At 45.0% G+C, this 26,078-nt stretch carries 25 protein-coding genes; 20 read left to right on the forward strand and 5 right to left on the reverse strand.

The genetic code is table 11. The features are described from left to right. The first annotated feature begins 142 nt into the window (after nucleotides 1–142). A complete protein-coding gene (locus AC2EXB_RS04250) occupies nucleotides 143–3,913 on the forward strand; it encodes a DEAD/DEAH box helicase (RefSeq protein ID WP_483603867.1) in 3,771 nt (1,256 codons plus the stop codon). A 4-nt stretch (nucleotides 3,914–3,917) separates the two neighbouring features. Further along, nucleotides 3,918–4,670, forward strand: coding sequence for a hypothetical protein (locus tag AC2EXB_RS04255; protein WP_483603868.1), 753 nt, complete (start codon nucleotides 3,918–3,920; stop codon nucleotides 4,668–4,670). Nucleotides 4,671–4,911: 241 nt separating this feature from the next. Here AC2EXB_RS04255 and AC2EXB_RS04260 read toward each other — a convergent pair whose 3' ends face one another. Beyond that, nucleotides 4,912–5,940 (reverse strand): NADP-dependent oxidoreductase, encoded by a 1,029-nt coding sequence (locus AC2EXB_RS04260; RefSeq protein ID WP_483603869.1) that lies wholly within the window; start codon nucleotides 5,938–5,940, stop codon nucleotides 4,912–4,914. Nucleotides 5,941–6,087: 147 nt separating this feature from the next. Between AC2EXB_RS04260 and AC2EXB_RS04265 the strand changes: the two genes are divergently transcribed. Both AC2EXB_RS04265 and AC2EXB_RS04270 read left to right on the forward strand, forming a co-directional pair. Then, entirely contained in the window at nucleotides 6,088–6,708 is a 621-nt protein-coding gene (locus tag AC2EXB_RS04265; RefSeq protein ID WP_483603870.1) for a class F sortase, read from the forward strand. A 140-nt stretch (nucleotides 6,709–6,848) separates the two neighbouring features. Continuing rightward, nucleotides 6,849–7,343, forward strand: coding sequence for a GNAT family N-acetyltransferase (locus AC2EXB_RS04270; protein WP_483603871.1), 495 nt, complete (start codon nucleotides 6,849–6,851; stop codon nucleotides 7,341–7,343). A 47-nt stretch (nucleotides 7,344–7,390) separates the two neighbouring features. On the opposite strand, the gene AC2EXB_RS04275 is transcribed toward AC2EXB_RS04270, so the two are convergent. Both AC2EXB_RS04275 and AC2EXB_RS04280 read right to left on the reverse strand, forming a co-directional pair. Then, nucleotides 7,391–7,525, reverse strand: coding sequence for a hypothetical protein (locus AC2EXB_RS04275; RefSeq protein ID WP_483603872.1), 135 nt, complete (start codon nucleotides 7,523–7,525; stop codon nucleotides 7,391–7,393). Between the two features lie 68 nt (nucleotides 7,526–7,593). Continuing rightward, entirely contained in the window at nucleotides 7,594–8,082 is a 489-nt protein-coding gene (locus tag AC2EXB_RS04280) for a hypothetical protein (protein WP_483603873.1), read from the reverse strand. Nucleotides 8,083–8,278: 196 nt separating this feature from the next. On the opposite strand from AC2EXB_RS04280, the gene AC2EXB_RS04285 reads away from it, so the two are divergent. The 3 genes from AC2EXB_RS04285 to ltaS all read left to right on the forward strand — a co-directional run bounded on the left by AC2EXB_RS04285 (nucleotide 8,279) and on the right by ltaS (nucleotide 12,114). After that, entirely contained in the window at nucleotides 8,279–8,848 is a 570-nt protein-coding gene (locus tag AC2EXB_RS04285) for a sigma-70 family RNA polymerase sigma factor (RefSeq protein ID WP_483603874.1), read from the forward strand. Further along, nucleotides 8,823–9,905 (forward strand): DUF4179 domain-containing protein, encoded by a 1,083-nt coding sequence (locus AC2EXB_RS04290; protein WP_483603875.1) that lies wholly within the window; start codon nucleotides 8,823–8,825, stop codon nucleotides 9,903–9,905. The genes AC2EXB_RS04285 and AC2EXB_RS04290 overlap by 26 nt, the downstream gene beginning before the upstream one ends. A gap of 256 nt (nucleotides 9,906–10,161) precedes the next feature. Next, nucleotides 10,162–12,114: a lipoteichoic acid synthase gene (gene ltaS / locus AC2EXB_RS04295; protein ID WP_483603876.1), complete on the forward strand. Its 1,953-nt coding sequence runs from the start codon at nucleotides 10,162–10,164 to the stop codon at nucleotides 12,112–12,114. 119 nt (nucleotides 12,115–12,233) lie between these two features. Here ltaS and AC2EXB_RS04300 read toward each other — a convergent pair whose 3' ends face one another. Continuing rightward, on the reverse strand, nucleotides 12,234–12,965 hold the full coding sequence (locus tag AC2EXB_RS04300) for a ZIP family metal transporter (RefSeq protein ID WP_483603877.1): 732 nt from the start codon (nucleotides 12,963–12,965) through the stop codon (nucleotides 12,234–12,236). A gap of 219 nt (nucleotides 12,966–13,184) precedes the next feature. Here AC2EXB_RS04300 and AC2EXB_RS04305 point away from each other — a divergent pair, with 219 nt between their 5' ends. The 11 genes from AC2EXB_RS04305 (at nucleotide 13,185) to AC2EXB_RS04355 (ending at nucleotide 23,202) form a co-directional block, all read left to right on the forward strand. Continuing rightward, a complete protein-coding gene (locus AC2EXB_RS04305; protein ID WP_483603878.1) occupies nucleotides 13,185–13,775 on the forward strand; it encodes a hypothetical protein in 591 nt (196 codons plus the stop codon). Nucleotides 13,776–14,125: 350 nt separating this feature from the next. Next, nucleotides 14,126–15,028, forward strand: coding sequence for a ribokinase (rbsK, locus tag AC2EXB_RS04310; RefSeq protein WP_483603879.1), 903 nt, complete (start codon nucleotides 14,126–14,128; stop codon nucleotides 15,026–15,028). 80 nt (nucleotides 15,029–15,108) lie between these two features. After that, nucleotides 15,109–15,327 carry a hypothetical protein gene (locus AC2EXB_RS04315; RefSeq protein WP_235198427.1) on the forward strand — a complete coding sequence of 73 codons (219 nt, stop codon included), beginning with the start codon at nucleotides 15,109–15,111 and terminating at the stop codon, nucleotides 15,325–15,327. A gap of 153 nt (nucleotides 15,328–15,480) precedes the next feature. After that, complete coding sequence (locus tag AC2EXB_RS04320) at nucleotides 15,481–15,867, forward strand: VOC family protein (protein WP_483603880.1); 387 nt, start codon at nucleotides 15,481–15,483, stop codon at nucleotides 15,865–15,867. 180 nt (nucleotides 15,868–16,047) lie between these two features. Further along, nucleotides 16,048–17,538 carry a glycine betaine uptake BCCT transporter gene (locus AC2EXB_RS04325; protein ID WP_483603881.1) on the forward strand — a complete coding sequence of 497 codons (1,491 nt, stop codon included), beginning with the start codon at nucleotides 16,048–16,050 and terminating at the stop codon, nucleotides 17,536–17,538. A gap of 199 nt (nucleotides 17,539–17,737) precedes the next feature. Continuing rightward, nucleotides 17,738–18,454 (forward strand): PspA/IM30 family protein, encoded by a 717-nt coding sequence (locus tag AC2EXB_RS04330; protein WP_483603882.1) that lies wholly within the window; start codon nucleotides 17,738–17,740, stop codon nucleotides 18,452–18,454. A gap of 47 nt (nucleotides 18,455–18,501) precedes the next feature. After that, nucleotides 18,502–19,530: a TFIIB-type zinc ribbon-containing protein gene (locus AC2EXB_RS04335; RefSeq protein WP_483604716.1), complete on the forward strand. Its 1,029-nt coding sequence runs from the start codon at nucleotides 18,502–18,504 to the stop codon at nucleotides 19,528–19,530. After that, nucleotides 19,524–20,309 (forward strand): TPM domain-containing protein, encoded by a 786-nt coding sequence (locus AC2EXB_RS04340; RefSeq protein ID WP_483603883.1) that lies wholly within the window; start codon nucleotides 19,524–19,526, stop codon nucleotides 20,307–20,309. The genes AC2EXB_RS04335 and AC2EXB_RS04340 overlap by 7 nt, the downstream gene beginning before the upstream one ends. A gap of 32 nt (nucleotides 20,310–20,341) precedes the next feature. Next, a complete protein-coding gene (locus tag AC2EXB_RS04345) occupies nucleotides 20,342–21,301 on the forward strand; it encodes an SPFH domain-containing protein (protein ID WP_483603884.1) in 960 nt (319 codons plus the stop codon). Between the two features lie 75 nt (nucleotides 21,302–21,376). After that, complete coding sequence (locus AC2EXB_RS04350) at nucleotides 21,377–22,165, forward strand: class I SAM-dependent methyltransferase (RefSeq protein WP_483603885.1); 789 nt, start codon at nucleotides 21,377–21,379, stop codon at nucleotides 22,163–22,165. Between the two features lie 179 nt (nucleotides 22,166–22,344). Next, nucleotides 22,345–23,202 carry a YitT family protein gene (locus AC2EXB_RS04355; RefSeq protein ID WP_483603886.1) on the forward strand — a complete coding sequence of 286 codons (858 nt, stop codon included), beginning with the start codon at nucleotides 22,345–22,347 and terminating at the stop codon, nucleotides 23,200–23,202. A gap of 358 nt (nucleotides 23,203–23,560) precedes the next feature. On the opposite strand, the gene AC2EXB_RS04360 is transcribed toward AC2EXB_RS04355, so the two are convergent. Then, a complete protein-coding gene (locus tag AC2EXB_RS04360; RefSeq protein ID WP_483603887.1) occupies nucleotides 23,561–24,925 on the reverse strand; it encodes a YjiH family protein in 1,365 nt (454 codons plus the stop codon). 180 nt (nucleotides 24,926–25,105) lie between these two features. Between AC2EXB_RS04360 and AC2EXB_RS04365 the strand changes: the two genes are divergently transcribed. Next, nucleotides 25,106–25,603, forward strand: coding sequence for a pyridoxamine 5'-phosphate oxidase family protein (locus AC2EXB_RS04365; RefSeq protein ID WP_483603888.1), 498 nt, complete (start codon nucleotides 25,106–25,108; stop codon nucleotides 25,601–25,603). Nucleotides 25,604–25,817: 214 nt separating this feature from the next. Continuing rightward, on the forward strand, nucleotides 25,818–26,036 hold the full coding sequence (locus AC2EXB_RS04370) for a hypothetical protein (protein WP_483603889.1): 219 nt from the start codon (nucleotides 25,818–25,820) through the stop codon (nucleotides 26,034–26,036). Nucleotides 26,037–26,078: the final 42 nt, after the last annotated feature.

Consider the following 26,078-nt stretch of genomic DNA (forward strand, 5'->3'; position numbering starts at 1 on the left):
AAAATAATTCACAACATAAACAAGCAGAAATCTATCAATAAATGATATGATTAGAAGATGACCAACTCGTGCAGGCTGAAATTTTGATGAGCCGCAAGATTGGCGAATGGTGGATTTTTTAGTTTTAAGAACAGGTGATTAAATGAGTCAGGCAAAAGCAAATGCATATAAAACTTCTATACGAATGACGAATACGGCTTCGGAAAAAATGAGAGGGTTCGGCATCAGCGAACGCTCGTTTTTTGTTGTGGACCGTCCTTTCAAGGTATTTCTGGAACGCTATCCGGCAGCGGCGGACGGCTCTCTTTCGGTTGCGTTGATTTTTGATCAGGCGGAAAACGAACGGCTGTCTTCAAAAGAATTGGGGCAATTGGTGGTGTTTCACTGCATTTTTGCGAATCATCGTTTGCTGGTGACGAATGTGACGCTGCGAAAAGCGTACCAAACGCTCGGGACGAACTGGCAACGGGAAGCGTATATCACGTTCCTTGATTCACGCGAACCGGCGCCGGTCGCTTTGATCAACATGATCAATCGTATGACGCCGGCGAAAGAAAGCTCGGAATATGTGAAAAAACGGATTTCGAGCTGGGAAGGTTATTTGAAGATCCAGGAACGCGGCATGGATATTCCGGATATCAAAACGTCTTATACAAAGCTCACATTCAGCCATGATTTCAGCCGCATAACGCTGACAGGCTGCCAGATGAAAGATACGGAATGGAAGTCGCTGCGGAATTTAAGTGTCAGGCTGACGGGAATCGATGGGGATGTCGGTACGGTCATAAAAGCAGCGAACCGCACCGTAGAAATTGAACTTCAAAACTACGCAGTCAAACAAATGCGTGAAAAAGCCCATACATTGAATAAAAAAGAAGTGGTGTTCAGCAATTTTGCCGCACTCAGCCAGATCAGAAGGCTGCGCCAAGGATTTACGAATCTGGAAAAAGGCTTGGCAGTCAATCCGAATCTCGACCGTCTTTTATTTGAAGAAAAGCCGCCCGTGAATCCGCTCCAGCAAATCGACAAGCTGCAATTTCATAACCGGCTGAATGAGTTCCAGCAGCGGGCAGTCTCCGGTGCTGTTGCGGCGGACGATTTGTATGTAATTCAAGGGCCGCCGGGAACCGGGAAGACGACGGTTATTGCGGAAATCTGTTTGCAGAATGCAAAAAAAGGCTTGAAAACGCTCGTCGCTTCGCAGTCGAATTTAGCGGTCGATAATGCACTCGGCCGGCTGCTTGTGAATAAAGACATCCGAATTTTGCGTGTGGGCCGGACGGAAAGCATCGAAGAAGAAGGCAAGAAGTTTATCGAGGAAAACGTCGGACAGTATTGGAAAGACAATACGCTGAAAGAAGTATCAGCGCAGTATGAAATCCGGAAAAGCCGGGAAGCGGTGCTGGAAAGTGAATTGGCAGCGAATGAACAGGCGTATTTGGAAACGCAGCCGATTTATGAAAAACTGGCGATTCAAATTGAAGAAAAGAAAAAGGCGCAAGAACAGAATCGACAGCTTCAAAAAGAGCTTGAAGAGGCGCAAACAAAATGGCGGTCATTTGAAGGGCTCGGCGAAGGAGCCGAACAGCAAAAACAGGAAATCGAGCGGAAAATGCAAGCTCTTCAGGAAACAATCAAGGAAAATCAGGCGTTTATTGAACAAAAAGAACCAGACTGGTTTGAGGAACAACAGCAGCGCATTGTGGATGAAATCAGCCAGTTGGAGCGGGCGCGAAAGCATCAAGAACTTGAACAGGAATTGGCGCAAAAGAAACAGGAGATCAGCCTGGTTGTCGATAAGCGAAATCAAGTAGGGGCCGTCATCAAGCAAAAGCAAGCACTGATTGATGAAGTGGAAACCATCAAAAAAATCGATGAGTTGAACCGGTTTATGATTAATCAGAAAATCGAGGAAACGCCAGCCATTACGTACGCGATCAATAAGCTGGAAGTCGCGCGTGAAAGAATTAGTGAATGGCAGAAACTCAGCAAATACAACGAAAGCATTGCTTCTGCGATTTCGTATGTGGAGAAGCTGTTGGCGTCTGCTTCGATGGATTTGGCGAAGCTGAAAGAAAATGCGTTAGCCTCTGTTGAAGTGTATACATCAGCGGAAGTCGATTCGTTTTTGGAAAAGCTCCGGGAGTTGTTGAAGGGTCCGCAGCGAACCGATTCAGCGGTTCTGTCAAAAGCACTTGCAGGACTTTATAAACGCCAAAATAATTTGTGGCGAAGAGGGGCGAAGCTCAAGACCGCTGAAGCTTATATCGAGGAATCGAAACGGACTTTCCAGCAGCTGAAAACCGCTTTAGCTGCGGAATTGGTGAAGCAGCAGGAGCAATACACAGCAGTTGACCGCAAATGGCAGGAACAGCAGGAAAAACTGCAGCAAGCGATGGCGCCTGTGGAGCAGCAATTCAAACAAATGCCGAATGCCGCTTATCTTCCTTCCGATATCGAAGGGACGATCCAAGAGCGGAAAGCGGAACTGGGCGAGTTGAAAAATGAAAAATTGCGTATTGAAAAAGTGCAAGGACAATTGGCAGAGGCTAAACAAAAACTCATAGATGAAACAACTGCTTTGGAAAAAAATGATGCCCGGATTGTTGGAATTATGGATGAGATGGCCCGATTGAAAGAGGCTATTTCTGAGAAAGAGCAAGAAATTGGTGAGCTGGCAGAAATTCTATCGGCCAATCCTGAACAACTATACGAGGAAACAGCGAAAAAACTGGCCAGCTTGTCATTTGAGAAAGAATCGCTCAAACAGGAAATGAAGAATCTCCCGATGCTTCAATCAGTCCAGAAAAAATGGCTGGATTTATTGGAAGGGGCGAACGAGCACGATTTGGACGAGATCCGCAAATTGTACATCAAGCATGCCAACGTGATCGGCACGACTTGCGTGGCTTCAGCACGAAAAGATTTCATCGACAATTATCCGGTGTTTGATGTGGTCATTATCGATGAAGTGTCGAAAGCGACGCCGCCGGAATTACTGCTGCCGATGCTAAAAGGCAAGAAAATCATCCTCGTCGGCGATCACCATCAATTGCCTCCGCTTCTCGGCAACGATACTTTGGAAGAAACGCTGGAAGAAATGATCAAAGAAAACAGCGGCTTCGAAGAAAAGCGCGAACTCGAGAAGCTGCTGGAAGAATCGCTATTTGAGCGTTTGTACAAAAACTTGCCGGAAGCCAATAAAACAATGCTTGCCATCCAGTACCGCATGCATGAAGACATCATGGAGACGATTGCACCGTTTTACCGCTTGGAAAACAAGCAATTGCAATGCGGGCTCCAAGATTCAGATCGCGAACGCGACCACTTGCTGGAATCCAAAACAGTGTCGCGCAGCAATCACTTGATGTGGCTGGATTTGCCGAACGAATCTGCGTTTTTCGAAGAACGGATGAGCGGCGGGAAAAGTTTGTATAACCCGGCTGAGCTTAAAGAGATCTCGGGGTTATTAGTGGAGATGGATCAAGCTGTGGCAGAAGCGAAGCAAGCAGGAAGACTGGATGCTGCCTATCAGAAAAGCGTCGGCGTCATCAGCTTCTACGGCGAGCAAGTCAAGCGCCTGCAGCGCATGATCGACCAGGAATTGCGGCTTCCGCATTTGACGATCCGCACAGGAACGGTCGATCGCTTCCAGGGAAGCGAGATGGAAGTTATCCTTCTTAGCATGGTGCGGAACAACCACAATTCGCATGGCGATATCGGTTTTGCAAAAGACTACCGCCGCTTGAACGTCGCGTTGTCACGCGCCAAGCAATTGCTTGTGTTGGTGGGAAGTTCCGACATGTTCACGAAGCGGGCAAAGAAAAATGAAACAAAACAGATGTACAAGCATGTACTTGAAACGGTTAAGCGAAAAAATGGCTTGAAAGTATTGGAAAGCAGCAGGGGGTGAGAATGTGGAGAGGTTGATGAAAGAACTTCGGACAAATCTCGAAGCGAATTCCGATGTTTCGGTTATCAAACAGCAGACGTGGAAATTGCCGATCGTTTTATACGACCTTGGTTTTAGCCGAGTGAAACGGCTGAAGATGGATGTCTTGATGAAGATGCTGCTGTTTGCTTTTCAGGAAACGGAAATTCACAGAGCTGCCAATCTTGCGGAATTGTTGCTTGTCGAAGAATTATTCATCCGCGATTTAATGGAGAAGATGCAGCGCACCGGGCTGATCCAACTGGAGAAGCGCGGGTACCGTTTAACGGCAAAAGGCTTTGATTACCTTGAAAAAGGGATTTTCGATGAAGAAATGGAAGGGGACGACACGGTGATGTCGTTCAGTTCCGTCCATGATGAATATGCCCTTGCTTCACAAAACGGCCATCCGGAAGCGAGTGAGGCGATGCCGCTTTACCGCTATTTCAAAAAAGCTGCCTTGAATAAAGAACGCGTGCAGCAATTGCTGTTGAGTGAAATGGTCTTTCCGGAGGAAGAAGGCTTCCAAGTCCTCGCGACCGATGTCACAAGCTGCATCGAACAAGAGACGGATTTTATTCCATGCATTGAATTTCAACTTTATGATTCCAAGCAAGACTTATTTTATGCCCGAATCTGGAATACGTGGAGCGGGACATGGGATGAAACGATTGCGAAGCAAATCGAAGAGCGTGAAGTCGTGAGATGGCGAAAAGCGATGGAAGAATCGATAAAATGACGGCCGTACAATGGATGTGCGGCTTTTTTTAATTCATTTATTGGAAAATATTTCTTTTTAAAGAATCTGCCTATCCAGAAATCGGGTTTACTTCCCTTGCGCCGTGAAATACTTTCCTTCCCGCTTCAAATACTATCCCAGTGTCTCCATTTACTCGCTCTCGACAAAGATTTACTTTCCAGAACACAAAAAAAGGCAAAGCCGATGCGTAAAACATCGGCTTTGCCTTCAAACGCTATGATTATAATTTCGCAATTTCCGGACTGGCGACTTTCACCAATTGTTTTCCGAGATTGCTTCCTTCAAACAAACCGCGGAACGCATCGAGCGTCTGATCGAAGCCTTCGACGACGGTTTCTTCGTATTTCAACTTGCCTTCCTGGAACCATTCGGCCATCTCGACCGCGCCAGTTTTAAGTTCAGAAGCGTAGTCGCCGAGCGTGAAGCCTTTCATCATCGAGCTGGTAGTGATGAATTTCCACTGGATACGCGGTCCAAGGTCTTCTGCAGGATTATTGTAAGAAGAAATGGTTCCGCATAAGACAACACGTGAATTCCGGTTAAGTTCCAGAATGACGGCATCGGAAACGGGGCCGCCGACGTTATCGAAATAGACATCTACGCCATCAGCAACCGCTTTTTTCAAATCGTCTTCAAAGCTGTCTTTCTTATAATTGACGGCAGCGTCGAAACCAAGTTCGTTGACGAGGTAATCCACTTTCTCATCAGACCCTGCAATCCCGACAGCACGCGCGCCTTTCAGTTTTGCAATTTGTCCAACGATGGAACCGACTGCTCCGGCAGCTCCGGAAACAACGACCGTTTCGCCGGCTTGCGGCTTGCCGATATCAAGCAGGCCGAAGTATGCAGTGAGGCCAGTCATGCCAAGTACCCCAAGGCGAGTCGTGATCGGTGCGATGGTTGGATCGACTTTTTGGACCGCATTCGCATGGACGATATTGTATTCTCCCCAATTCAGCGTACCAGTCACGATATCCCCTTTTTGGAAACGATCTGATTTCGAATCCAGGACCTCTGCCAATACGCCGCCGTTCATCGGCTCGTTTAATTTATAAGGTGCGACGTACGATTTTACATCGCGCATCCGGCCGCGCATATAAGGATCGACGGAGAGATATAAAGTCTTCAATAATAATTCGTTTTCTTTTATGGAAGGAATGTCTTTCTCGACAAAGGCAAAATCCTGATCTGTCGGTGTTCCTTCCGGACGATTGATTAAATGGATTTCTCGGTACGTTTTAACTGTCATGAAAATTCCTCCTTCAATTCTATTCGAAGAAGAGCTTACCATTGCCTAGACAGTGAATCAAAAATTTTAGTCTCCTAAGTTTATATTCTTGCACCTGTACAATGGCTATGATAGTTCAACAGAAAAAGAACACAAAATAAATCCCTATTGATCTTAGCGGTTTCGTTCGTTTTCCTATCAGGTTGCCAGGAGCAAGCAGATGAAGTCAGTGAACGCACGGAAGATGTAGGATTTACCACAAAACAGCCGCAGCCCGCCAAAACGCTTGAAGTGAACCAGACAGCGCCGGCAGAAAATCCGATCAATGCCCTTTCATTGAATCAAGGCATTCAACCGGAAACGCTTTCTATTCCGGCAATCGGCATTGATGCAGAGGTGCTGCCTCTTGGTACAGAAAAAGACGGCCGAATGGCAGTCCCGAAAACACCAGATGAAATCAGCTGGTTTGAACCGGGATACCTGCCTGGAGAAAATGGACGGGCTGTGATAGCGGGGCACGTAGATGCAGTGGATTGTCCAGCCGTCTTCTGGGACTTGGCCGATCTCAAAGCTGGCGATGAAATTATGGTTGCTGGTGGCGAGAAAGAGCTGAAGTTCAAAGTATACGCAATGGAGTCCGTTGAGTTGGACTTAGCTGATGTAGAGGATATATTCGGCTACCGGTCCACTCCGGAATTGGTCTTGATTACTTGTTCAGGCGAATTCGATTTTGAACGGGGGACGAGGGAAGAACGGCTCGTCGTTTATGCCGAACTGATCAACCCTTAAGAATCGAATAAGTGATGAACAGTAAAAACGCACTCTGCTAAATGGAGTGCGTTTTTTGCTTTTCTATTTTCGCCCTTCTCTAACTAGAAAGAATTTTGATATGCTAAATTTAAAAGAAAAGAGAGGCAGGGGGAAAAAGAATGGAGATCGAAATAAAAAAGCCGGAAGCCAGGCATGCAGAAAAGATTTCGGAAATTTGTTCCACAGGGTGGCGGCAAACAGTCGAAGGGAAATTAAGCGAAGAATATCAAATGCAAAACACTGCGTTTTGGTATAACCCCGAACGGGTCAGAGAGGATCTTCGTGCAGGCGTTTATTCGCATATTGCACTGGTTGGAATGGAAGTGGCGGGTGTCATCGGCGGCGGAATGACAGCACCCGGTACCGGGGAAGTTTTCGTTCTCTATATGGATGAACGTTTCCGTTACCAAGGGATCGGCCGGCTGCTTCTGGAAGCTCTAACTCGAGATCAATCAGCAGAAGGGGCAAGCGAACAATGGGTTTCGGTTCAGGAAGGCAACCAACTCGGCATTCCATTCTATGAAGCGAGAGGTTTTAAATTCCAAGGAAAGAAAACTGAAGAAACGGACACGGGAGAACTGCAAGTGTCTCTCCGCTATTCTCGGCCAATTTAAAAACCCTGCCGGACACAAGCAAGTGTCTGGCAGGGTTTTCCTATGCTTTAGTTTAGTTGGTCGCCCAATTTTTCTTTGCTCATCATAAAGGCTGCGACGAGTGCAAGTGCAGCTGGGACAATCGCCCAGAGGAACGTGCTCGCAATCGAAGATGATAAAGCTTCGGTCAATTGCTTTGTCACCGCATCAGCGCCAAAACAAAAAAGCCTTCATTGCAGAGAAGGCTTTTAACATTGCTTTACTTTTGGCATTATAAGTTTTTCAAATCGGGATGATTTTTTGTTTCTTGATCGGATAAGATTTCCGGTTTGAAGCCATTTAAATCGATAATTTCGCGACCTTCGCCGCGATAGACAATTACATAGCCTTCGTAAGGCGTCGCTTCGAGTCGGTCGAATTCCAATTGTTGCTTAGCATAGAAATCGGTAATTTTTTGTTTGGCGGATTCACTGACGACTGTTTCGTCCGCTTGCCATAATACCCGGTGCCCGCCAGATGGGACAGATATTTCACCATCGATTTTGGGTTCGCGCTGATTGAACAATCCTTGCATTAAGCGGATGACTTCTCCAAAACCGAGAAGCAGCGATCCGTAAATGGCCCCTTGCAGGAAAATTTCAAAAGCGGCTTGTCCACCAAGCCATTCAACGGAATTTATCGCCCGGAATAGATTAATCACGATAATAAGCAAGCCGACGCCTTGCAGAATATAGGCCACGACATTTTTGGTGTTGGTCATTTTCTCTCCCCCAAATGATTTTTTTCTTCTATATATAGAATTTCGCTGCCGGGAAAGAATTTCCTCTATATTCCTAAATAGGAAAGCCCTTAATAATAGGAACTTTAAACAAAAAATAGGTAAACTCTCTAAAGAATGGTAATGTTTTACTGGAAATTAAAAAAGAGTGAAACGTTTTAAAGAGCAGCGGACTCTAATGAATAAAGAGAGGATGAGGCGGATGCAGCACGATGAGGAAATGGTTGCAGCGGCAATAAAAGGCGACCGGCTGGCACTCCAGCATTTATTGAAAGATGAAAAAGAAAAATTGTACCGCATGGCATTTACATATGTGCGAAATGAAGAAGATGCAATCGACATTTTCCAACAAACCGTTCTTCAGGCAATTGAATCGGTGCATCAAGTAAAAGAAGCGGCTTACTTTTCAACATGGCTGACACGCATTTGCATCAATAAAGCATTGGCGCTATTAAAGAAAAATAAAAAGCTGATTGTCCTGGATGAATTGGAAGAGAGAAAAGCCCCCACTGATTCCATGGATATTGCCCAGCAATTGGATATGGAAAAGGCGCTTGGGTTATTGCCGGAAAAATACAAAACGGTTTTAATGCTTCGTTTCTATCAGGATTTCACGGTAAAGCAAATTGCTGAATTTATGGAATGCCCGGAAGGTACAGTGAAAATCCTGATTCACCGGGGACTTGCGATGCTGAAAAGAGATTTGAAGGGAGTGTATGCAGATGAATGGCAAAGAGAATTCAATTAAACAAGCTTTAGAGAAAATCGAAGTTCCAGAAGCGCGTCTGGATGCAATCATCGAAGAATCATTTTGGGAAACAGCAGCCGCTCCGGTTAAAGTGAAACGCCGGAATCGCTGGATGCCAGCGGTGGCAACCGTCGTTCTTATAGCCGGTATTTCGGCAACCACATTGTCAGCCGCTCCGGCACTTGCCAATTACATGGCTCAGTTGCCTGTCATCGGAAATGTCTTCTCGATATTCGCAGAAAATAAACACGGCGTTGCGGCATTTGACCAATTTAGTGAAGATGTCGGACTAATACAGACAAGTAATGGCATCACCATTAGCATTGATGAAGCGATTTATGATGGCACCAAATTGACTTTTACGTATCAAGTCGCTTCTGAAGCGCCATTAGACAGCTCGGCTTATCTGTCCAGTTTCCCGGAGCTGCTCGAAGCTGAAGGACCGACTGGCGGAATGCAGTCGGAAGTGATTGACGGAGTCATTGCGGGGATTGCAGAAATCACCCATCTCGATGAAGATGCCGAAGTTGTAAATGTCGTTTGGGAGCCGCAAGTTCTTTTCACGGAAGAAAAAGCGATTGCCGGAGATTGGAAATTTGAATTTGCGGTGAAGCAATTGGCTCAAAAACCGATTACCCTGGATGAAAAAGTATCATCGGACGGAGTGACTGTCCACCTGCAGGAATTGACCATTACGGACATTGCTGTCAATATCGCTTATCAGCAATTAGTGGATCCGGCAATTGTTGAAGCGGGCAATTTCGTTGAAGCCGAATTGATCGCAGGAGACGATTTAGGAAATGTTTATCGAATGCCGTTCAATGGCGGCAGTACGCCGGGAGATGCCCTGACCGCGGAAGATTTTGAGTGGACTGCATCGCTTAGAGGCTTGGACCCGAATGCATCGATACTGACTTTTTATCCTTTCGGCCATATTAGTGGGCCGGCCATCGATCCGAAACGCGTGGAATTCAATGCCTTGGAATTTAATTTGAAAGAGGGGACGCATCGGCTCATCCAAAATCCGGACATTCCAGAACCTCCGCCATTTGAATAGAGAAGAGGAATCCGCTCGGGCAATTTGCAGGGCGGATTTTTTCATCTTGAGAAATCTCGCCGGATTTGAAACTTTCCATGGTGTGGTTACGTCTTTTTAGTAGTGAACCCATTGTGAGAAGAATCTTTAAACTGTCATTCTTACCCAAAGTTTAGTAGAATAGAATATGTCATTCTTTGTAAAACTACAAGAGACATTTTTTAACTGGGATGGTTCATTGCCATTACAATAATCCTCAACAACGAGAAGGTGCAATATGAATAAATTCAAAAAAATTGATAGAGAAACGTTCAATAAGTTTATCCCGTTTTATATACTCGCGGTGGTCATGCTTTGGATGAAAACGTATATTTCGCAAAAAACGCAGTTTAAATTGGACGTCGATGGATTTTTGCAGGAATTCCTGCTGTTTATCAATCCACTCGGTTCCGCTTTATTGCTTTTGAGCTTATCGTTCTTTTTCAAAGGGACACGGAAGTATTTCTCGCTATTGGTCATTTATACGCTAATGACGATTCTTCTGTACGCGAATGCGGTTTATTACCGATTCTTCAGTGATTTCATCACGCTTCCGACTTTATTCCAAACACAGAACTTCGGTGATTTGGGCGGCAGTGTCATGACACTCATTCAACCATGGGATGTTTTGTTCTTTGTGGATGTCGTTTTCTTGGCTGTTTTGGTCTTTTCGAAACGCTTCAAGAAAGACAAAACCAATTTCAGAACCAAAGTGGTCCTTCCGATGATCACCGCTGCATTAGCCATTTCATTCTTGAACTTGGCGATGGCAGAAGGCGACCGTCCGCAATTATTGACGCGCGGTTTTGATAGAAGCTATATCGTGAAATATTTGGGGATGTACAACTACGCTCTGTATGACACGGTAGAAAGCTTGAAATCCTCTTCGCAGCGCGTTATGGCGGACAGCGACGATGTAACGGAAATCTTGAACTATACAAAATCCAATTATGCTTCGCCGAATGAAGAGTATTTCGGGGCAGCTGAAGGAATGAACGTAGTTTACTTGCATCTGGAATCATTCCAGACATTCCTGATGAATTATGAATTGAACGGCGAAGAAGTGACGCCTTTCCTGAATTCGATGATTGAAGAGAAGAACACGCTTTACTTCGATAACTTCTTCCATCAAACAGCGCAAGGGAAAACTTCAGACGCGGAATTCATGTTAGAGAATTCTTTGTTCGGTTTGCCTAAGGGCTCGGCTTATATTACAAAAGGCCAGAACACTTACCAGGCAGCACCGGCAATCTTGAAAGACAAAGGCTATGAATCAGCCGTTTTCCATGGCAATAATGCAACATTCTGGAATCGTTCCGAAGTCTACAAATCTTTCGGATTCGACAACTTCTTTGATATCGAATCTTACACAGACCTTGAAGAAGGGGATATGGCAGAATACGGTGTAATGGATAAGCCGTTCTTTGACCAATCCATGGACATCCTAAAAACCTTGCCAGAGCCGTTCTATACGAAATTCATCACGGTCGCGCATCATTTCCCTTATGATATCGACCAGGAATTGACGACAATCGGCAAAGGCACAACAGGCGATGCAAGCGTGGATAATTATTTCCAGACAGCGCGCTACGCAGATGAAGCGATTGAACAATTCTTCACAGACCTTGAAGAATCAGGTTTGGCTGATAACACGATGATCGTCATGTACGGCGATCATTACGGAATTTCAGACAATCACAACAAAGCGATGGAACAGGTGCTAGGGAAAGAAATCACACCTGTAGAAAATACGAACTTGCAGCGTGTGCCGCTCTTTATCCACATTCCAGGAATGGAAGGCGGAATCGATCACACATTCAGCGGCCAGATCGACTTGCTTCCGACATTGATGCATTTGCTGGGAATCGACACCCAAGACTACCTGCATTTCGGCACCGACATATTATCGGACGAGCATAAAGAACTGGTGACCTTCCGAAATGGCGACTATGCAAGTCCAGAAATCTACTCGATCGGTGATGTGTTCTATGATCCGAAAACCGGCTTGCCGATTGATGAAAGCAAGCAGGCCCAAGCAGAAGAACTTCAAAACCAGGGCAATCTCAAATTACAATTGTCTGACGAAATCGTCAATGGCGATTTGTTGAGATTCTATGCCCCAGAAGGATTCACGCCTATCGATCCTTCTGAATACAATTACCAAACTGATTTAAATGAAGAAACGGAATAACAAAAAAAAAACGGATCCCTTAAGGGGTCCGTTTTTTTGATTGAAAAACTTGCGGCGGCAACAGCCTCCTCGCATACTGCCTTAAGCCTATCGGGGCTAAACAGCTGCCTCCGCTTTTCTTATTGCAATAATAATGTGATGAAAATGCCGCATGCGGTGATGAATCCGACAATCGGGCCTGCTTTCTCATATGCTTCCGGCATCATCGTGGAGCAAATCATGGCGATGATGGCACCAGCTGCAAAGGATGAGAGAATGGCTTGGCTGTCTTCTGACATTTGATCAAGCAAGGAATAGCCGGCCAAAGAGCTGAGCGCGGATGCGACAAGGACGAATGTCCACATCGCTACTACTTTGGCTGTGCTGAATCCGCTTTTCTTTAAGCCGGAGGTGCTTGAAATGCCTTCGGGCAAATTGCTGATGAAAATGGCTGCGATCAAAGCGACGCTGACGCCGTTTCCGCTAGCTAGTGCAAGGCCGATCATGGCTGTTTCCGGAATAGCATCCATGATGGTCCCGATAAAAATTGCGATGCCTGAGTTGGGTCCATCCGGGGAATCTTCCCCATGGCCCGAACGCTTGCGATGACGGGCGCCTCGATTGTTGATAATGATATCAAAAATAGTGAAAATTGCAGCTCCGCTTAAAAATCCTAAAGCGATTTGGGTCAATCCGCTGATTACCATTGCTTCTCCTAATAGTTCATATGCGACGGCCCCGATTAAAGCACCCGTTCCGAGCGCCATTATGTATGCGATCAAGCGCTGTGGAAGCGAAACCAGCAAAACAATAATCGCGCCCAGCAAATTGGCAGCCCCTGCAATGCCTCCCCATAATAATGCTTCTCCCATATCCATTCACCTTCCTATTATTGCTATAAGAGCTTTCTACCCTTTTTGCTGTTTTTCAAGCCTCTTCTCATCTGAAATCATTTATTTCCCGGAACTGTATATGAAAGATGAAAAATCAGCGTATAATTAAATGTGAAGAAAGACACCGTAAATATTGTTGGACGCATTATGAAACCGACAGAAAAAAAGATTTAACTAAGAGGGAAGAGTTGATCAGGCATGAAAGCATTTATGGTGTATGCAATGGCTATTTTAGGCGGCTATGCGTTTAGTGAACTGTCCCAGCTTTGGTTCGGGGGCGAATGGATTTTCGGTATTTTGATCGTGGCATGGTTTGCGCTATTTCTGCAAGTATGGGAACGGCTAAAACCGGGTGGGGCTGGCCTCATTTTAGTTACCCTAATTACACTGCTTAATATCGGGTATGTTTTCTTCGTGCAATATAGCATGAAAGCGATTTTTAGTTTCCTTATCGGTTTATTGCTTCTCCGTTTCTATAAGGGCAACAAGGATGTCGTATTGACATCTCTGGCCATTACTTTGAGCTATATCGCAATCAATGCCGCACCAGGAAATCAGTCGATCATGTGGTCGCTCTTCCTAATCGGCGGCGTGTCGACATTAATCGGTTTCCGTTGTCAATTTCAATGGTTGAAGCGTTGTTTTATCGCTGTTTTTGGAATTGCAGCTTTGTTTTTGCTGGTTCTGAACTTCACCGTTTTATCGGATGTTCTCGTTTTTGCTTTGCTCCTTGGAGTAATCGGGTTGTCTTATAAATACTCAAGATACAGAGTGAAAACTGCTAAATGATTTAAGCCGGGCTCTCCAATAGCGGAGATGGCCCGGCTTATTTTATTTTAAGAAATTTAAAGTCGGCTGGTTTTTCTGGAGAATTGGTAGAGGTAGAGAGAATATGAAAGCTTTTATTAAAAGGTGCTCGATTCAGTAAAAACGAATATTGGCAGCGTCCGGGGGACAACCATTCAAGCCAGATGTAGTATGCGTTGCCGATTACTGAAAGCAATTTGTCTGCACTTCGAAACAGGCGGATGTGGGTGTTCCATGATTATTCACTGGATTTTAAGGTAAACTAGAGTGTATCTTATTTATAAATTCGGCAACGTAAAGTTGCAAGTCGTTAACAGATTGGAGAAATGACAATGGATATTGCAGTAATTGGTTCGAATATGGTCGACTTGATCACTTATTTAGACCGGATGCCGGAAGAAGGCGAAACAATTGAAGCACCGGAGTTCGAGATGGGATGCGGCGGAAAAGGCGCCAATCAAGCGGTGGCAGCAAGCCGGTTAGGTTCCGATGTATTGATGGTGACGAAAGTCGGAAGCGACTTATTCGGGCAGAACACAATCGAAAATTTCAAAAAGAACGGCGTCCGTGTAGAAGCCGTCGAAGTCGGAACGAAAACGAGCGGCACAGCCCCGATTTTTGTAGATCCAAAAGCAAAAAATCGCATCATTATCATACAAGGTGCCAATAGTGAACTTCTTCCGGAAACGCTTGAGAAGCACCGCGACCGTATCGGCCAAGTAAAACTGATGGTGCTTCAATTGGAAATCCCGCTGGAGACGGTCTATCATGCGATTGAAATGGGCGAGGAACTCGGGATTCCTGTGCTTTTAAACCCAGCTCCAGCCAATCCGGCACTGGATATCGAATATGTAAAGAAATGCACGTATTTCGCTCCGAATGAGTCGGAACTTGGCATCTTAACAGACATGCCCGTAGAAACCGCAGATGAAATCAAATCAGCGGCAGCTTCCCTAGTGGAAAAAGGCGTACGAAATTTAATCGTTACAATGGGCGATAAAGGCGTCTTATGGATGAATGCAGAAAAAGAATTATTCATAGAAGGCGAAAAAGTCGCAGCTGTGGATACAACCGGCGCCGGAGATTCCTTCATCGGCTGCTTTGCGCATTTTGTCACTATGGGGAGTCCAATCGAAGAAGCGCTCCAAAAAGCCAATCAATATGCAGCGCAGGCGGTCCAAAAACGCGGGACTCAAACCTCTTATCCAACACGCCAGGAATTCACTGCCTATTAAATGCGTACAACCCTTCAAGGATTATTTTTCAAACAATGGGGTAAAGGTTAAAATAACGTATTTTAACAGGAGGGATTTCCATGACGAGAAAAGGCACAGCTGGACGTACACCGCAGCAGCATAACGGCGCTCCCGATTCTGCCATCGACCAAGCCATCAAAAAAACAAAAGAAGTATTTGACGGCGAAAATGATGCAGTAAATTACGAAGACCTTAAAGGCCAGGATGAAAAAGAAGCGGCAAAAGAATATTCCAAAAAAGCAGCGAACGATCCGTCCCATGAGTCCAATAAAGAATAGCCGATAAAATTTAACTGAAGAATGAATAACAAATGCCGCATCCAGTGTAAGACACGGTCTGGATGCGGTATTTTTTTAGCGGGAATTAAAATTGAAATTGCAGATAAAATATTTTACGATTCAAACAAGAACAGAATTGAAGGAGGAGAAAATATGATAGCTCGGGTAGGCCAGATTATGCTTTATGTCAATAACCAGGATGAAGCTGTGCGGTTTTGGACAGAAATTGCAGGTTTTAAGGTTAAGGCTGATGAAGACAACGGCAAAATGCGCTGGATCGAAATCATGCCGGATGGTGCAGCAGAAACCAGCATTGTCCTTCACAATCGTGAGGCAGTCGCCCAGTTGTCTCCTGGCTTAAACTTGGACACGCCCTCTTTGATGTTTTTCACAGAAGACCTGGAACAATTCCGCCAAAAATTAACGGAGAACCATCTCACAGTCGGTGAAATTGTTGAAATGCCGGGTGGCCGCGTTTTCAACTTTGCAGATTACGAAGCGAATTATTTTGCAGTCATGGAACAGAAGAAAACCCAATAATTATGTTTTAAGTGACGGGAAGAAGTGAATAAGTAATTAGGATGTATGGAACGCCGGTAAAGTAGATACATGCTTTGCGGGTGTTTTTTCAGCATGCAAAAACCCGGTTTTGCTAGATATGTTACCATAGTAAAAATATACGGTTTAACAAATCCGATTAATTCTAATGAGAGGTGAAGCATGAAAAACGCCACACAAGTCTTTTATTATTCAGTAATCATTTCAGCTATTGTCGTTGTATGGGGAGCATTTGCTCCAAGAAATCTTGAATCCGTCACTGCTTCGGTGACGAATGAAATAACCAGTAAGTTTGGCTGGTTTTACTTGCTCTTAGTAGTTGCCATCTTGGTATTCTGCGTCTATATGATGTTTTCGCGTTTCGGCAATATCAAGCTCGGCAAGAAAGACGATGTCCCGGAATTCAGCCGGGCCTCTTGGTTCGCCATGCTGTTTAGCGCTGGGATGGGAATGGGGCTGGTTTTTTGGACCACCGCAGAACCGATTTCCCATGCGTTCATCAGCAGCCCTTCTGCAGAGTTAGGCTCTGATCAAGCTGTTCAAGATGCCTTGAAGTATTCGTTCTTCCATTGGGGAATCCATGCTTGGGCCGTTTATGGAATCGTTGGGCTCGTTCTCGCTTATTTTAAATTTCATCGGGGAACGCCAGGATTGATCAGTGCTACATTAACGCCGTTATTCGGCGAAAAACTGATGCAAGGGGCTTTAGGAAAAGCTATCGATATTTTGGCCGTATTTGCGACCATCGTTGGTGTGGCAGCCACGCTCGGCTTCGGTTCCGCACAAATTACCGGAGGTTTGTCTTTCCTCTTTGGCACGCCGAATAATTTCACTGTCCAATTGATTGTGCTGATCATTGCAACGGTGCTGTTCATTTGGTCAGCTTGGTCAGGAATCGGCCGAGGAATCAAATACTTAAGCAATATCAATATGGTGTTAGCTGCTGTTTTGCTTATTTTGCTATTCATTGTCGGACCCACGATGTACATCGTCAATATGTTCACGCACACGCTTGGAAGCTACGTCACCGATTTCTTTAGAATGAGTTTGCGATTAGCTCCCTTAAATGAAGAGAATAGAACATGGATTAATGGTTGGACCATTTTCTATTGGGCTTGGTGGGTTTCATGGGCGCCATTTGTCGGCATTTTTATCGCCCGCATTTCAAAAGGCCGGACCATTAAGGAATTCATGTTCAGCGTCTTATTGCTGCCGGCGCTTGTTTGTTTCATTTTCTTCTCTGTGTTCGGAGTATCTGCTTTGAATCTGGAGCAAAAAGGGATTTCTGCAATTTCCAGCTTTTCGCTTGAAACCTCGACTTTCGGTGTGCTGGCAGAATATCCGCTCGGGACTTTGTTGTCGTTCATCACGATTTTCGTCATTGCGATTTTCTTCATCACTTCGGCGGATTCGGCTACGTTCGTCCTTGGTATGCTTAGCACCAATGGTCTATTGAATCCATCAAATTCCGTTAAGATCACGTGGGGATTGATTCAATCAGCTGTCGCTGCTGTCGTCGTCTATTTCGGCGGGACGCAAGGGCTGCAAAATATGCTCATCATTGCGGCCTTGCCGTTTGCCATCGTCATCATCCTGATGGGCGCTTCGTTCCTGAAGGATATTCAAAAAGAAGTGCGGCCAAGAAGAAAATAAAAGAAAATTTTAAAAATAAGCTTGTCCCATTTCATCCAGTTATGGGAAAATACATGGAGAGAGCGCTGCTGAACACCTATAGGTTGTCGGCAGCGCTCCCTTTCTTTTAAGGATTAACGCTGTACGTTATAGGGTAATCTTTGCTTATAAGAAGACAGTTTGCCAAGCAGGAAAAAATCACTTTAAAAGGAGAATGATGATGGAAATTTTAAAACGGTTCAGAGATATTATGACGAGCAATATTCATGCGCTATTGGACGAAGCAGAAGATCCGGAAAAAATGATCGATCAATATTTGCGCGACCTTAACAGTGATCTTGGAAAAGTGAAATCGGAAACCGCTGCCATCATGGCGGCTGAAAAGCGTGAACGCCGTGAACTTGCGGAACTGCAAAAAGAGATTGAAGATATGCAGCGTTACGCTGTAAAAGCAGTAGAAGCTGGGAATGACGACGATGCGCGGAAATTCCTTCAGCGCAAAGCTGAGCTTTCAGAACGTGAAAAAACGATGCAGACATCTGTTGAACTGGCAGCAGCGAACACGCAGCAAATGCGCCAAATGCACGAGAAGCTGGATTCCGATATCGCGGAACTTGAATCCCGCCGCCAAGAATTGAAAGGGAAAGCGGCGGTGGCGAAAACGCAAAAACGCATGAATGAGTTTAATTCATCCATGGGCAGTGCTGGAGACCGTTTGTCTGCATTTGATCAAATGGAGCAAAAAATCAATCAGGAACTGGATGAGGCAATGGCGATGCAGGAGCTCAATAAAGGTTCAGGTACGGATATTAAAGACCTTGCCGCAAAATACGAGACAAAAGCTGATGTAGAAAGTGAGCTTGAATCACTGAAATCTGGCATTAATGTAGACGATGAACTGGCCGCATTGAAGCAGGAGGTAAACAAAAGCGAGTGATGGCATTGATGAAGGCCATTTCCTTTAAAGGGAAAGGGGGACACGGAGTGGTCACTCAGTATAAATGCCCAAACTGCGGATCGGATATGGCATTTGATGCCGAGTCAGGAAAGCTGTCCTGCCCGAACTGCGGCCGCCAAGACGATATTGAAACGTTTCCCGAGGAAAATATCCTGCAGGAATTCGATACAGAAGAGGCAAAGGAATACCATTGTGAAAATTGCGGTGCCGTAATTCTCACAGAAGCGAATACGACCGCGACGCATTGCAGCTTTTGCGGTGCGCCGGTGGTATTGGCTGAACGCTTAAGCGGTGAATTTGCACCGGCTAAAGTGATTCCATTCACCATCAGCAAAGACGAAGCCGTGGCTGCATTCAAGAAATGGACGCGAAATGGAAGGCTGACGCCTAGAGGGTTCATGAGCGGCGACCGGATCAAAAAGATGGCAGGCATGTATGTGCCATTTTGGCTTTATGACATCGAAGGAACGGCGGAAGTGGCTGCCATCGGCACTCGGGTCCGAAGCTACACAAGAGGCGATACGATTTATACGGAAACCGATTTCTACGATGTTTACCGTGGAATTGACCTCAGCTATTTAAAAGTGCCGGCCGATGCTTCGGAAAAGATGGATGATGAATTGATGGATAAGCTCGAGCCTTATGACTATTCGGAGTTGAAAGATTTCAAAATGCCTTATTTGGCAGGTTACCTAGCGGAAAAATACGATTATGACGATGAAGCCCTTTTCTCGCGGGTGGAATCCAAAATCGTTCCTTATATCGATTCGTATATCCAATCGACCATTGCAGGTTATTCGACTGTCAGCTACACGAACAAACAGATCCAGGCGAATAAAAGCAAGGTCTACTACACTTTGTTTCCTGTTTGGATGGTTTATTATGATTTTGAAAATAAAGAGCATACTTTTGCGATGAACGGGCAAACCGGCAAAGTGGTCGGGAAACCGCCAATCAGTTCAGGAAAAGTAGCAGCGTGGTTCGCTGGCATTGCCGTTTCAGGCTTTGTCGTGTTAAAAGGCATCTCTTATGCAATGGGAGGTGTGCTATGGTGAACCGGTTAAATTGGAGGAAAGCGCCATTCCTGTTTTTGGTGCTGTGTCTGGCTGTATTTGCAGGCGGCACGGCTGTTTTTGCTGCCGATTCGCATATCTATGACAATGCAGGACTCTTAACGGAAAGCGAAATCGGAGAACTGGAAGCGCTCGCTGAAGAGCATAGCGAAAAACATGGAGCAGATTTTTTATTTCTGACGACAACCACTACAAACGGCCAGCCTGTCATGACCTATATGGGTGATTTCTTTGATGAATGGGCAGATGAAAACAACCAGGAAAATGCCGTGCTGCTGACGATTGATATGGGCAGCCGGGAAGTGTACCTGGCAGGTTTCGGTACAGCTGAAACGAAGCTCGACAATAACCGAGTCCAGCAAGTGCTGGACCGCATCATGCCTTATATGGGCGCCGGCGATTATGGTGGTGCTTTCCGGGAAACTGTTACAACAGCCAGCCGCTACATGGAATTCCGGCCGGGAGCCAATCCAGAAAGCATCTTCCATAAGCTTTGGTTCCAGCTAGGCGTTCCGCTGTTGATTGCCGCTGCGGTGGTCGGTTCGATGGTCATGAATGCAGGCGGACGGATCACGACCACTGCACGTACGTATGTTGACGGCACGAATACGAGAGTCAGAAGCCAGCAAGACCGGTTCCGAAACAAGACGGTTTCCAGGCGCCGTGTACCGAAAAGCAATGGCGGAGGCGGCGGTTTCGGCGGCGGTGGTGGAATGACTGGCGGCGGGCGCTCCTTTAGCGGAGGCGGACGCAGTTTCTAAAACCAAAGGCAATAAAGGAAGGAATGAACAATATGGCTTTTTTCGGAAATCAATTTTCAGATGTTGTCGAATGGAATGAATTCAGGGACGACATGATATTTTGGAAATGGAACAACGATGAAATCAAAAAAGGCAGTAAGCTGATTATCCGTCCAGGACAAGATGCCATCTTTTTAAACAACGGGAAAATCGAAGGGATTTTTGAAGATGACGGCGAGTATGACATCGAATCGCAGATTGTCCCGTTCCTTTCTACCTTGAAAGGGTTCCGTTTCGGCTTTAACAGCGGCATGCGTGTTGAAGTCCTGTTCGTCAATACGAAAGAATTCACGGTCCGATGGGGGACACAAAACCCGATCAATATTCCGGCACCGCAAATGCCGGGCGGTATGCCAATCCGGGCGAATGGCACGTTCCAGTTTACCGTAAATGACTACACGACATTGATCGATAAAATTGCTGGAGTCCGTGAAAGCTATCTGGTTGAAGATATGAAAATCCGGATTACAGCGATTCTCGATCAGCTGCTCATGAAATGGGTCACCAAAGAAGGCAAGGATATGTTCAATCTGCAGGCCAATGCTCATGAAATCGGAAAAGGAATTTCAGATGACCTTAATATGGAGCTTATGGATGATGGCATGAAAATCACCGGTTTCCAAGTCATGAGCTTTAACTATCCGAAAGAAATCCAGGATATGATTAATAAGAATGCTTCTATCGGCATGGTCGGCGACGTAGGCAAATACCAGCAAATTTCAGTGGCAGATGCCATGGCGAAAGGCGGTTCGTCCGGTTCGAGCAGTGCAGCTGACATGGCTGGCATGATGGTCGGGATGAATATCGCTAAAGACATGGTGGAAACGATGAAGGATTCGAATTCCGGCACTCAGCAGGCAGCAGGCAGCCAAGGGCCAAACTTTTGCCCGAACTGCGGCCAGAAAAACGAAGGGGCTAAGTTCTGTCCGAACTGCGGACAAAAGCTGGCTTAGATTTCTTTAAGAAAAATTACGCTTAGATAAGATGAAATCAGAACAAATGATTAAAAGTGGGAAAGAGGAAGCCTGTTGGAACATTTAATCGAAAGCATGAAAATCATCGGGGATGATACGATTCAACGCACCCAATTGAAACATCGGATGTCTTTAGTAGAAACTTTTTCGATTCAAAAAGGGATGTCCGTCATTGAAATTGGCTGCGGCCAGGGAGATACGACTGTCGTTTTGGCAGATGCAGTAGGCGAAGCAGGACGGGTGCTTGCTGTGGATATTGCGTCTGCGGATTATGGTGCCCCGATTACGCTTGGTGAGGCAACAGCGGCCATTGCAGCATCTAAACTTGGAAAACAAGTTGAATTCTTGCTGGAAACCGATTTGCTGGAGCTGCCGGAAACGAAGTTCGACGTGGCTATTTTGTCGCACAGTTCCTGGTATTTCCGGAATCCGGATCAATTGCTCGCATATTTGACGAAATTGCGGAGCATGACTGACCGCCTTTATCTGGCAGAATGGAATCTTGACTTTAGCCGGCTTTCTCAGCGCAGCCACTTTGCGGCAACGGCGATTCTTGCTTTATACAGCGAGTTTGTAGAAAACGAAGGGAACATCCAGTATGTCTTTGATCTTCCACAGTTCCAAAATTTATTGGAAAAAGCCGGCTGGACAATTCAAAAGACTGAAGTTGTAGATGCCCATTATTTGCAAGATGGAAGTTGGGAAACGGCTTACGCAAAATCCATCCAGCAGGAATTTACCCGAACTCCGCCGCGCATCCAAACACTTGTTAACAGTTTATATTCTTTGTTGGAGATTGAAAGTGCAGACAGTCTCGACAGTTTAGTGATATTCGCTGAATGATTTTTGTTTGAGAAGGATCAAGCAGATTTAGAGCCGAGGAATAAAACTTGCATTTTACCCGTATACTACCTATAATTTGATACATTGTGTCTGAGCTTCGAAAAGGCTGAAAGAATTGTCCAGCCTTTTTTTGCTGCATTTTTATAGGTGCTGAGTATAGTATGAATGGAGATTTTTTAATGGATAAGCTTTACAATTGGCTCATAATTTTCGCAGGATCGATTTTACTTGGGTTCGCTTTTAATATGTTTTTATTGCCGCATGAGATTTTGTCTGGAGGAGTTACGGGAATTGCGATGATTTTCAGTTTGATGCTGCCAATCAACGCAGGAATCTGGCTTTTTGTATTGAACATCCCGATTTTGATACTCGGCTGGATGAAACTTGGCAAAATGTTCATCATCAATAGTATTTTTTCCGTCGCAGTGACCTCAATCTCGATGCTGTATATCCCAGTCATGAAAGTAACAGAAGACGTATTGCTTTCATCAGTATTCGGCGGCGTACTTGTCGGCATCGGGGTCGGATTCATCATCCGTGCATACGGATCGACAGGCGGCTTCGACGTTGTTGGCCTCTTGTTGACGATGAAACGAGACATTCCGCTTGGATTTATGGTGTTTTGTTTGAACAGTTTAGTGGTTTTTGTATCCGGTTTTATCTTTACATGGGAACTGGCAATGTATACGATGGCTTCAATTTACATCACAGGTCTAGTCGTTGACCGTATCCACACCCGCCACATCAAACTGAATATGCAAGTGGTGACAAGCAAAGGGGACGAAGTCAAAAAACAGTTGCTCGAAAATCTTTACCGAGGCATCACTGTCACAGAAGGCGAAGGAGCCTATTCGGGCAATAAAGTTAAAATCCTGCACAGCGTCATTACACGATATGAGTTGGCATATGTCCGTCCGCTTATTAAAGAAGTCGATCCCGACGCATTTGTAAGCATCAGTGAGACAATGGAAGTCATGGGAAATTTCCGCAGAGACGATAACTTTAAGAAAGTTCCAGGACATCCTCAATCGATGTAAAATGTGTTCCTTTTAAATGCAGCTCCGGTCCAAATGGCTCGGAGCTATTATTTTTCTCCTTAAAAAACAGAATATTTAAAATATAATGGTTTGAATTTTAGCAATTAGGAGTTATGATATAAGAAAAAGGAGGGGAACGAAAATGGATGCCACCTTCGGCCTTGTGCCGATGCTTGTCATTTCCATCATCGTGGTCGCTCTCATTTTGGCCTATTTCGTCTTCCACAACTGGGCTAAATGAAGAAGCAGAAAAACCGCAGTGAGCAACTGCGGTTTTTCTATTTTGAAGCTTTTGTTAAGTGAACTCTGTACATAAAAAACGATCCATTTCCTTAAAAAAGAAAATGGATCGTTTCATTTAGACGAATAAATGAGCGAACAACACAAGAATCGGTAGAGTGATGATCGTGCGCAAGATGAAAATTACGCCAAGTTCCCAAAACTTAACCGGGATGTTCGAACGCAAGATTAAAATGCCGATTTCAGACATGTAGATGATTTGAGTCAAAGAAACGCCAGCAAGAACAAAGCGCGTCAATTCACTTTCAATTCCGCTGCCAAGCACTGCAGGCAAGAACATATCAGCGAACCCGACAAGTAAAGTAGGGGCAGCTTCAGCCGCTTCAGGCAATCCGAACAATGTCAGCACAGGAATCAGTGGGTACGAGATAATTTTAAAGAGTGGCGTGTATTCCGCTACTATCAAAGCTGCCGTCCCGAGTGCCATGACGAGCGGGATTAAAGCAAGCCAGATATCCAAAACGGTTTCAACTCCGGTTTGAACCAGTTTTTTAGGGCTTGCTGCACGGCTCGCTTTTATGCGGGCTTCGTCAAATCCCCATTTCACGAGTGACACACCTTCCGGAATCGTATCATCCACTTGTTTGCCCACCGGCTCGTAGTAACTATCTTTTTTGCGGGACAAAGGTGGAATTCTTGGCATGATGACAGCAGCCACTAAGCAAGCGACAGAAACAGCCAAGTAAAAGGGCAGGAATAAATGGCCGATGCCGACGACATTCGCCACAACCAAACTGAAAGCGACAGAAGCGATTGAGAACGTGGTAGCAATAACCGCGGCTTCGCGTTGCGTATAATTGCCTTCATCGTATTGCTTCATCGTCACCAGTACGCCAACCGGGGCAGCGCCCATCCATGAAGCCATGGCATCGATAGAAGAGCGTCCTGGCAGAGTAAAAACAGGGCGCATGAATTTATTGAGCAAAGCTCCCACAAATTCCATCAAGCCGAATTCGACCAGCAGAGGCAATAAGATTCCAGCGAACAAGAACCAGGTAAGCAAGACCGGTGCTAGATCGTAAAGCACCACGCCGCCCGTTGCCCGGGAAGAAATCACTTCCGGACCGATTTCGTAAAAAGTCATCAGCCCAAAAGCAAAAGCAAGCACGCGGACGATCAAACCAAAAGGCCCGTTAATAAAAGTAGAGCGGAGGAAAGGCGAGTTTTTCACAAACTCAGGTTTTAATGCAGTTGCTGCCAAACTCGCAATCGCTGAGAACCCAAGTAAGAATACGATGAATGCCGGAATCACTTTACCGAAAGTGGATTGGAGAAAAGATGCCAGAATGCCGACGCCGATGGTCACTTCGCCGTTATAGGAAATCGGGCATAAGAACAGCAAGGCACCTATAAGGGAAGGAATTAAAAATTTCCATGTGTCAGAAGGAGAAATCGTTTTTTTATTGTTTTGAATGAGAGCCATATGTCTTCCTCCTAGATGTCAGTTAAATTAGATGTATATAATATACGACTAAATGCGTAATTATACAATAGCTTATTTGTTTAGAATACCTTGGGAGAGTTTAGGTTGTTGTAAGAAGGGAAAATAAGGTGTATTGGAAATTCATTTAAATCTGGAAAATCTCAAGGAGGAATTTAATCAATGGAAAACGTTTCAACACATGAAGGAGCAGTGAAAACAGTGAATGATTTAATCAAAGATGTGGAAGTCGCGATGCTGACAACGATTACAGATGGTAAAGTTGTATCGAGACCGATGCAGACCCAAGAGGCAGAATTTAACGGAGAGCTCTGGTTCTTAACTTTAAAAGATACAGCGAAGTATTTGGAAATCATCGCTAACCCTTCTGTAAACCTTGCTTATGCTGGAAAATCCTATGTTTCGATCAGCGGAACTGCCGAATTTTCAGAAGACCTTGAACGGAAAAAGGAATACTGGAATCCGATATTTGAAAAAATGCTGGAGACAACTTATGACGATCCGAATGTTGTGCTCATCAAAGTCACAGCTGATACGGCAGAGTATTGGGAATCCGGCAATAAATTAAAAGCGGTGAAAAAATTCGCCAAGAAGCTTACTAGCAATGAAAAAGTGGGCGATGATGAAGAAATGAATGAAACGGTGAAATTCAATAATTAAACAGGCACATGACCGCATCTCCTAGAAGAAAAGGAGATGCGGTTTTTGTGTGAATTCCTAGAATGGTAAATTATTATTATTTAATTATCAAAAAAATGATATAATTGATTTGTTGAAAATTAAATCAAATTAATGCATGAAAGGAAAGGAGGCATGGAAATAAGAAAGGACGGATATGTCATGGAAAAGAATACAAACTTTTGGAGGGCATTATATGGCTGGTTATCGAACAAAGTCAAAAGATCCAAACGAAAAACCGTTCATTGCATCCTACCCATTATTCTTGTTTTTCTTTCTCATCGGGCTCATATCCACCGTAACTACAATCTTTATCAGCCGAGATATTAAAATTCCAGTGCCGACTATTATAGCTGTTTACACGGCAACAATCGTAATTTTGTTTTTAATCAATAGAAGCCAAAAGAGAAAATGATGCATAGAGAATGAATGAGTATATCGATCGGAAAAATTAGTA

The organism is Planococcus alkaliphilus (assembly GCF_057031095.1).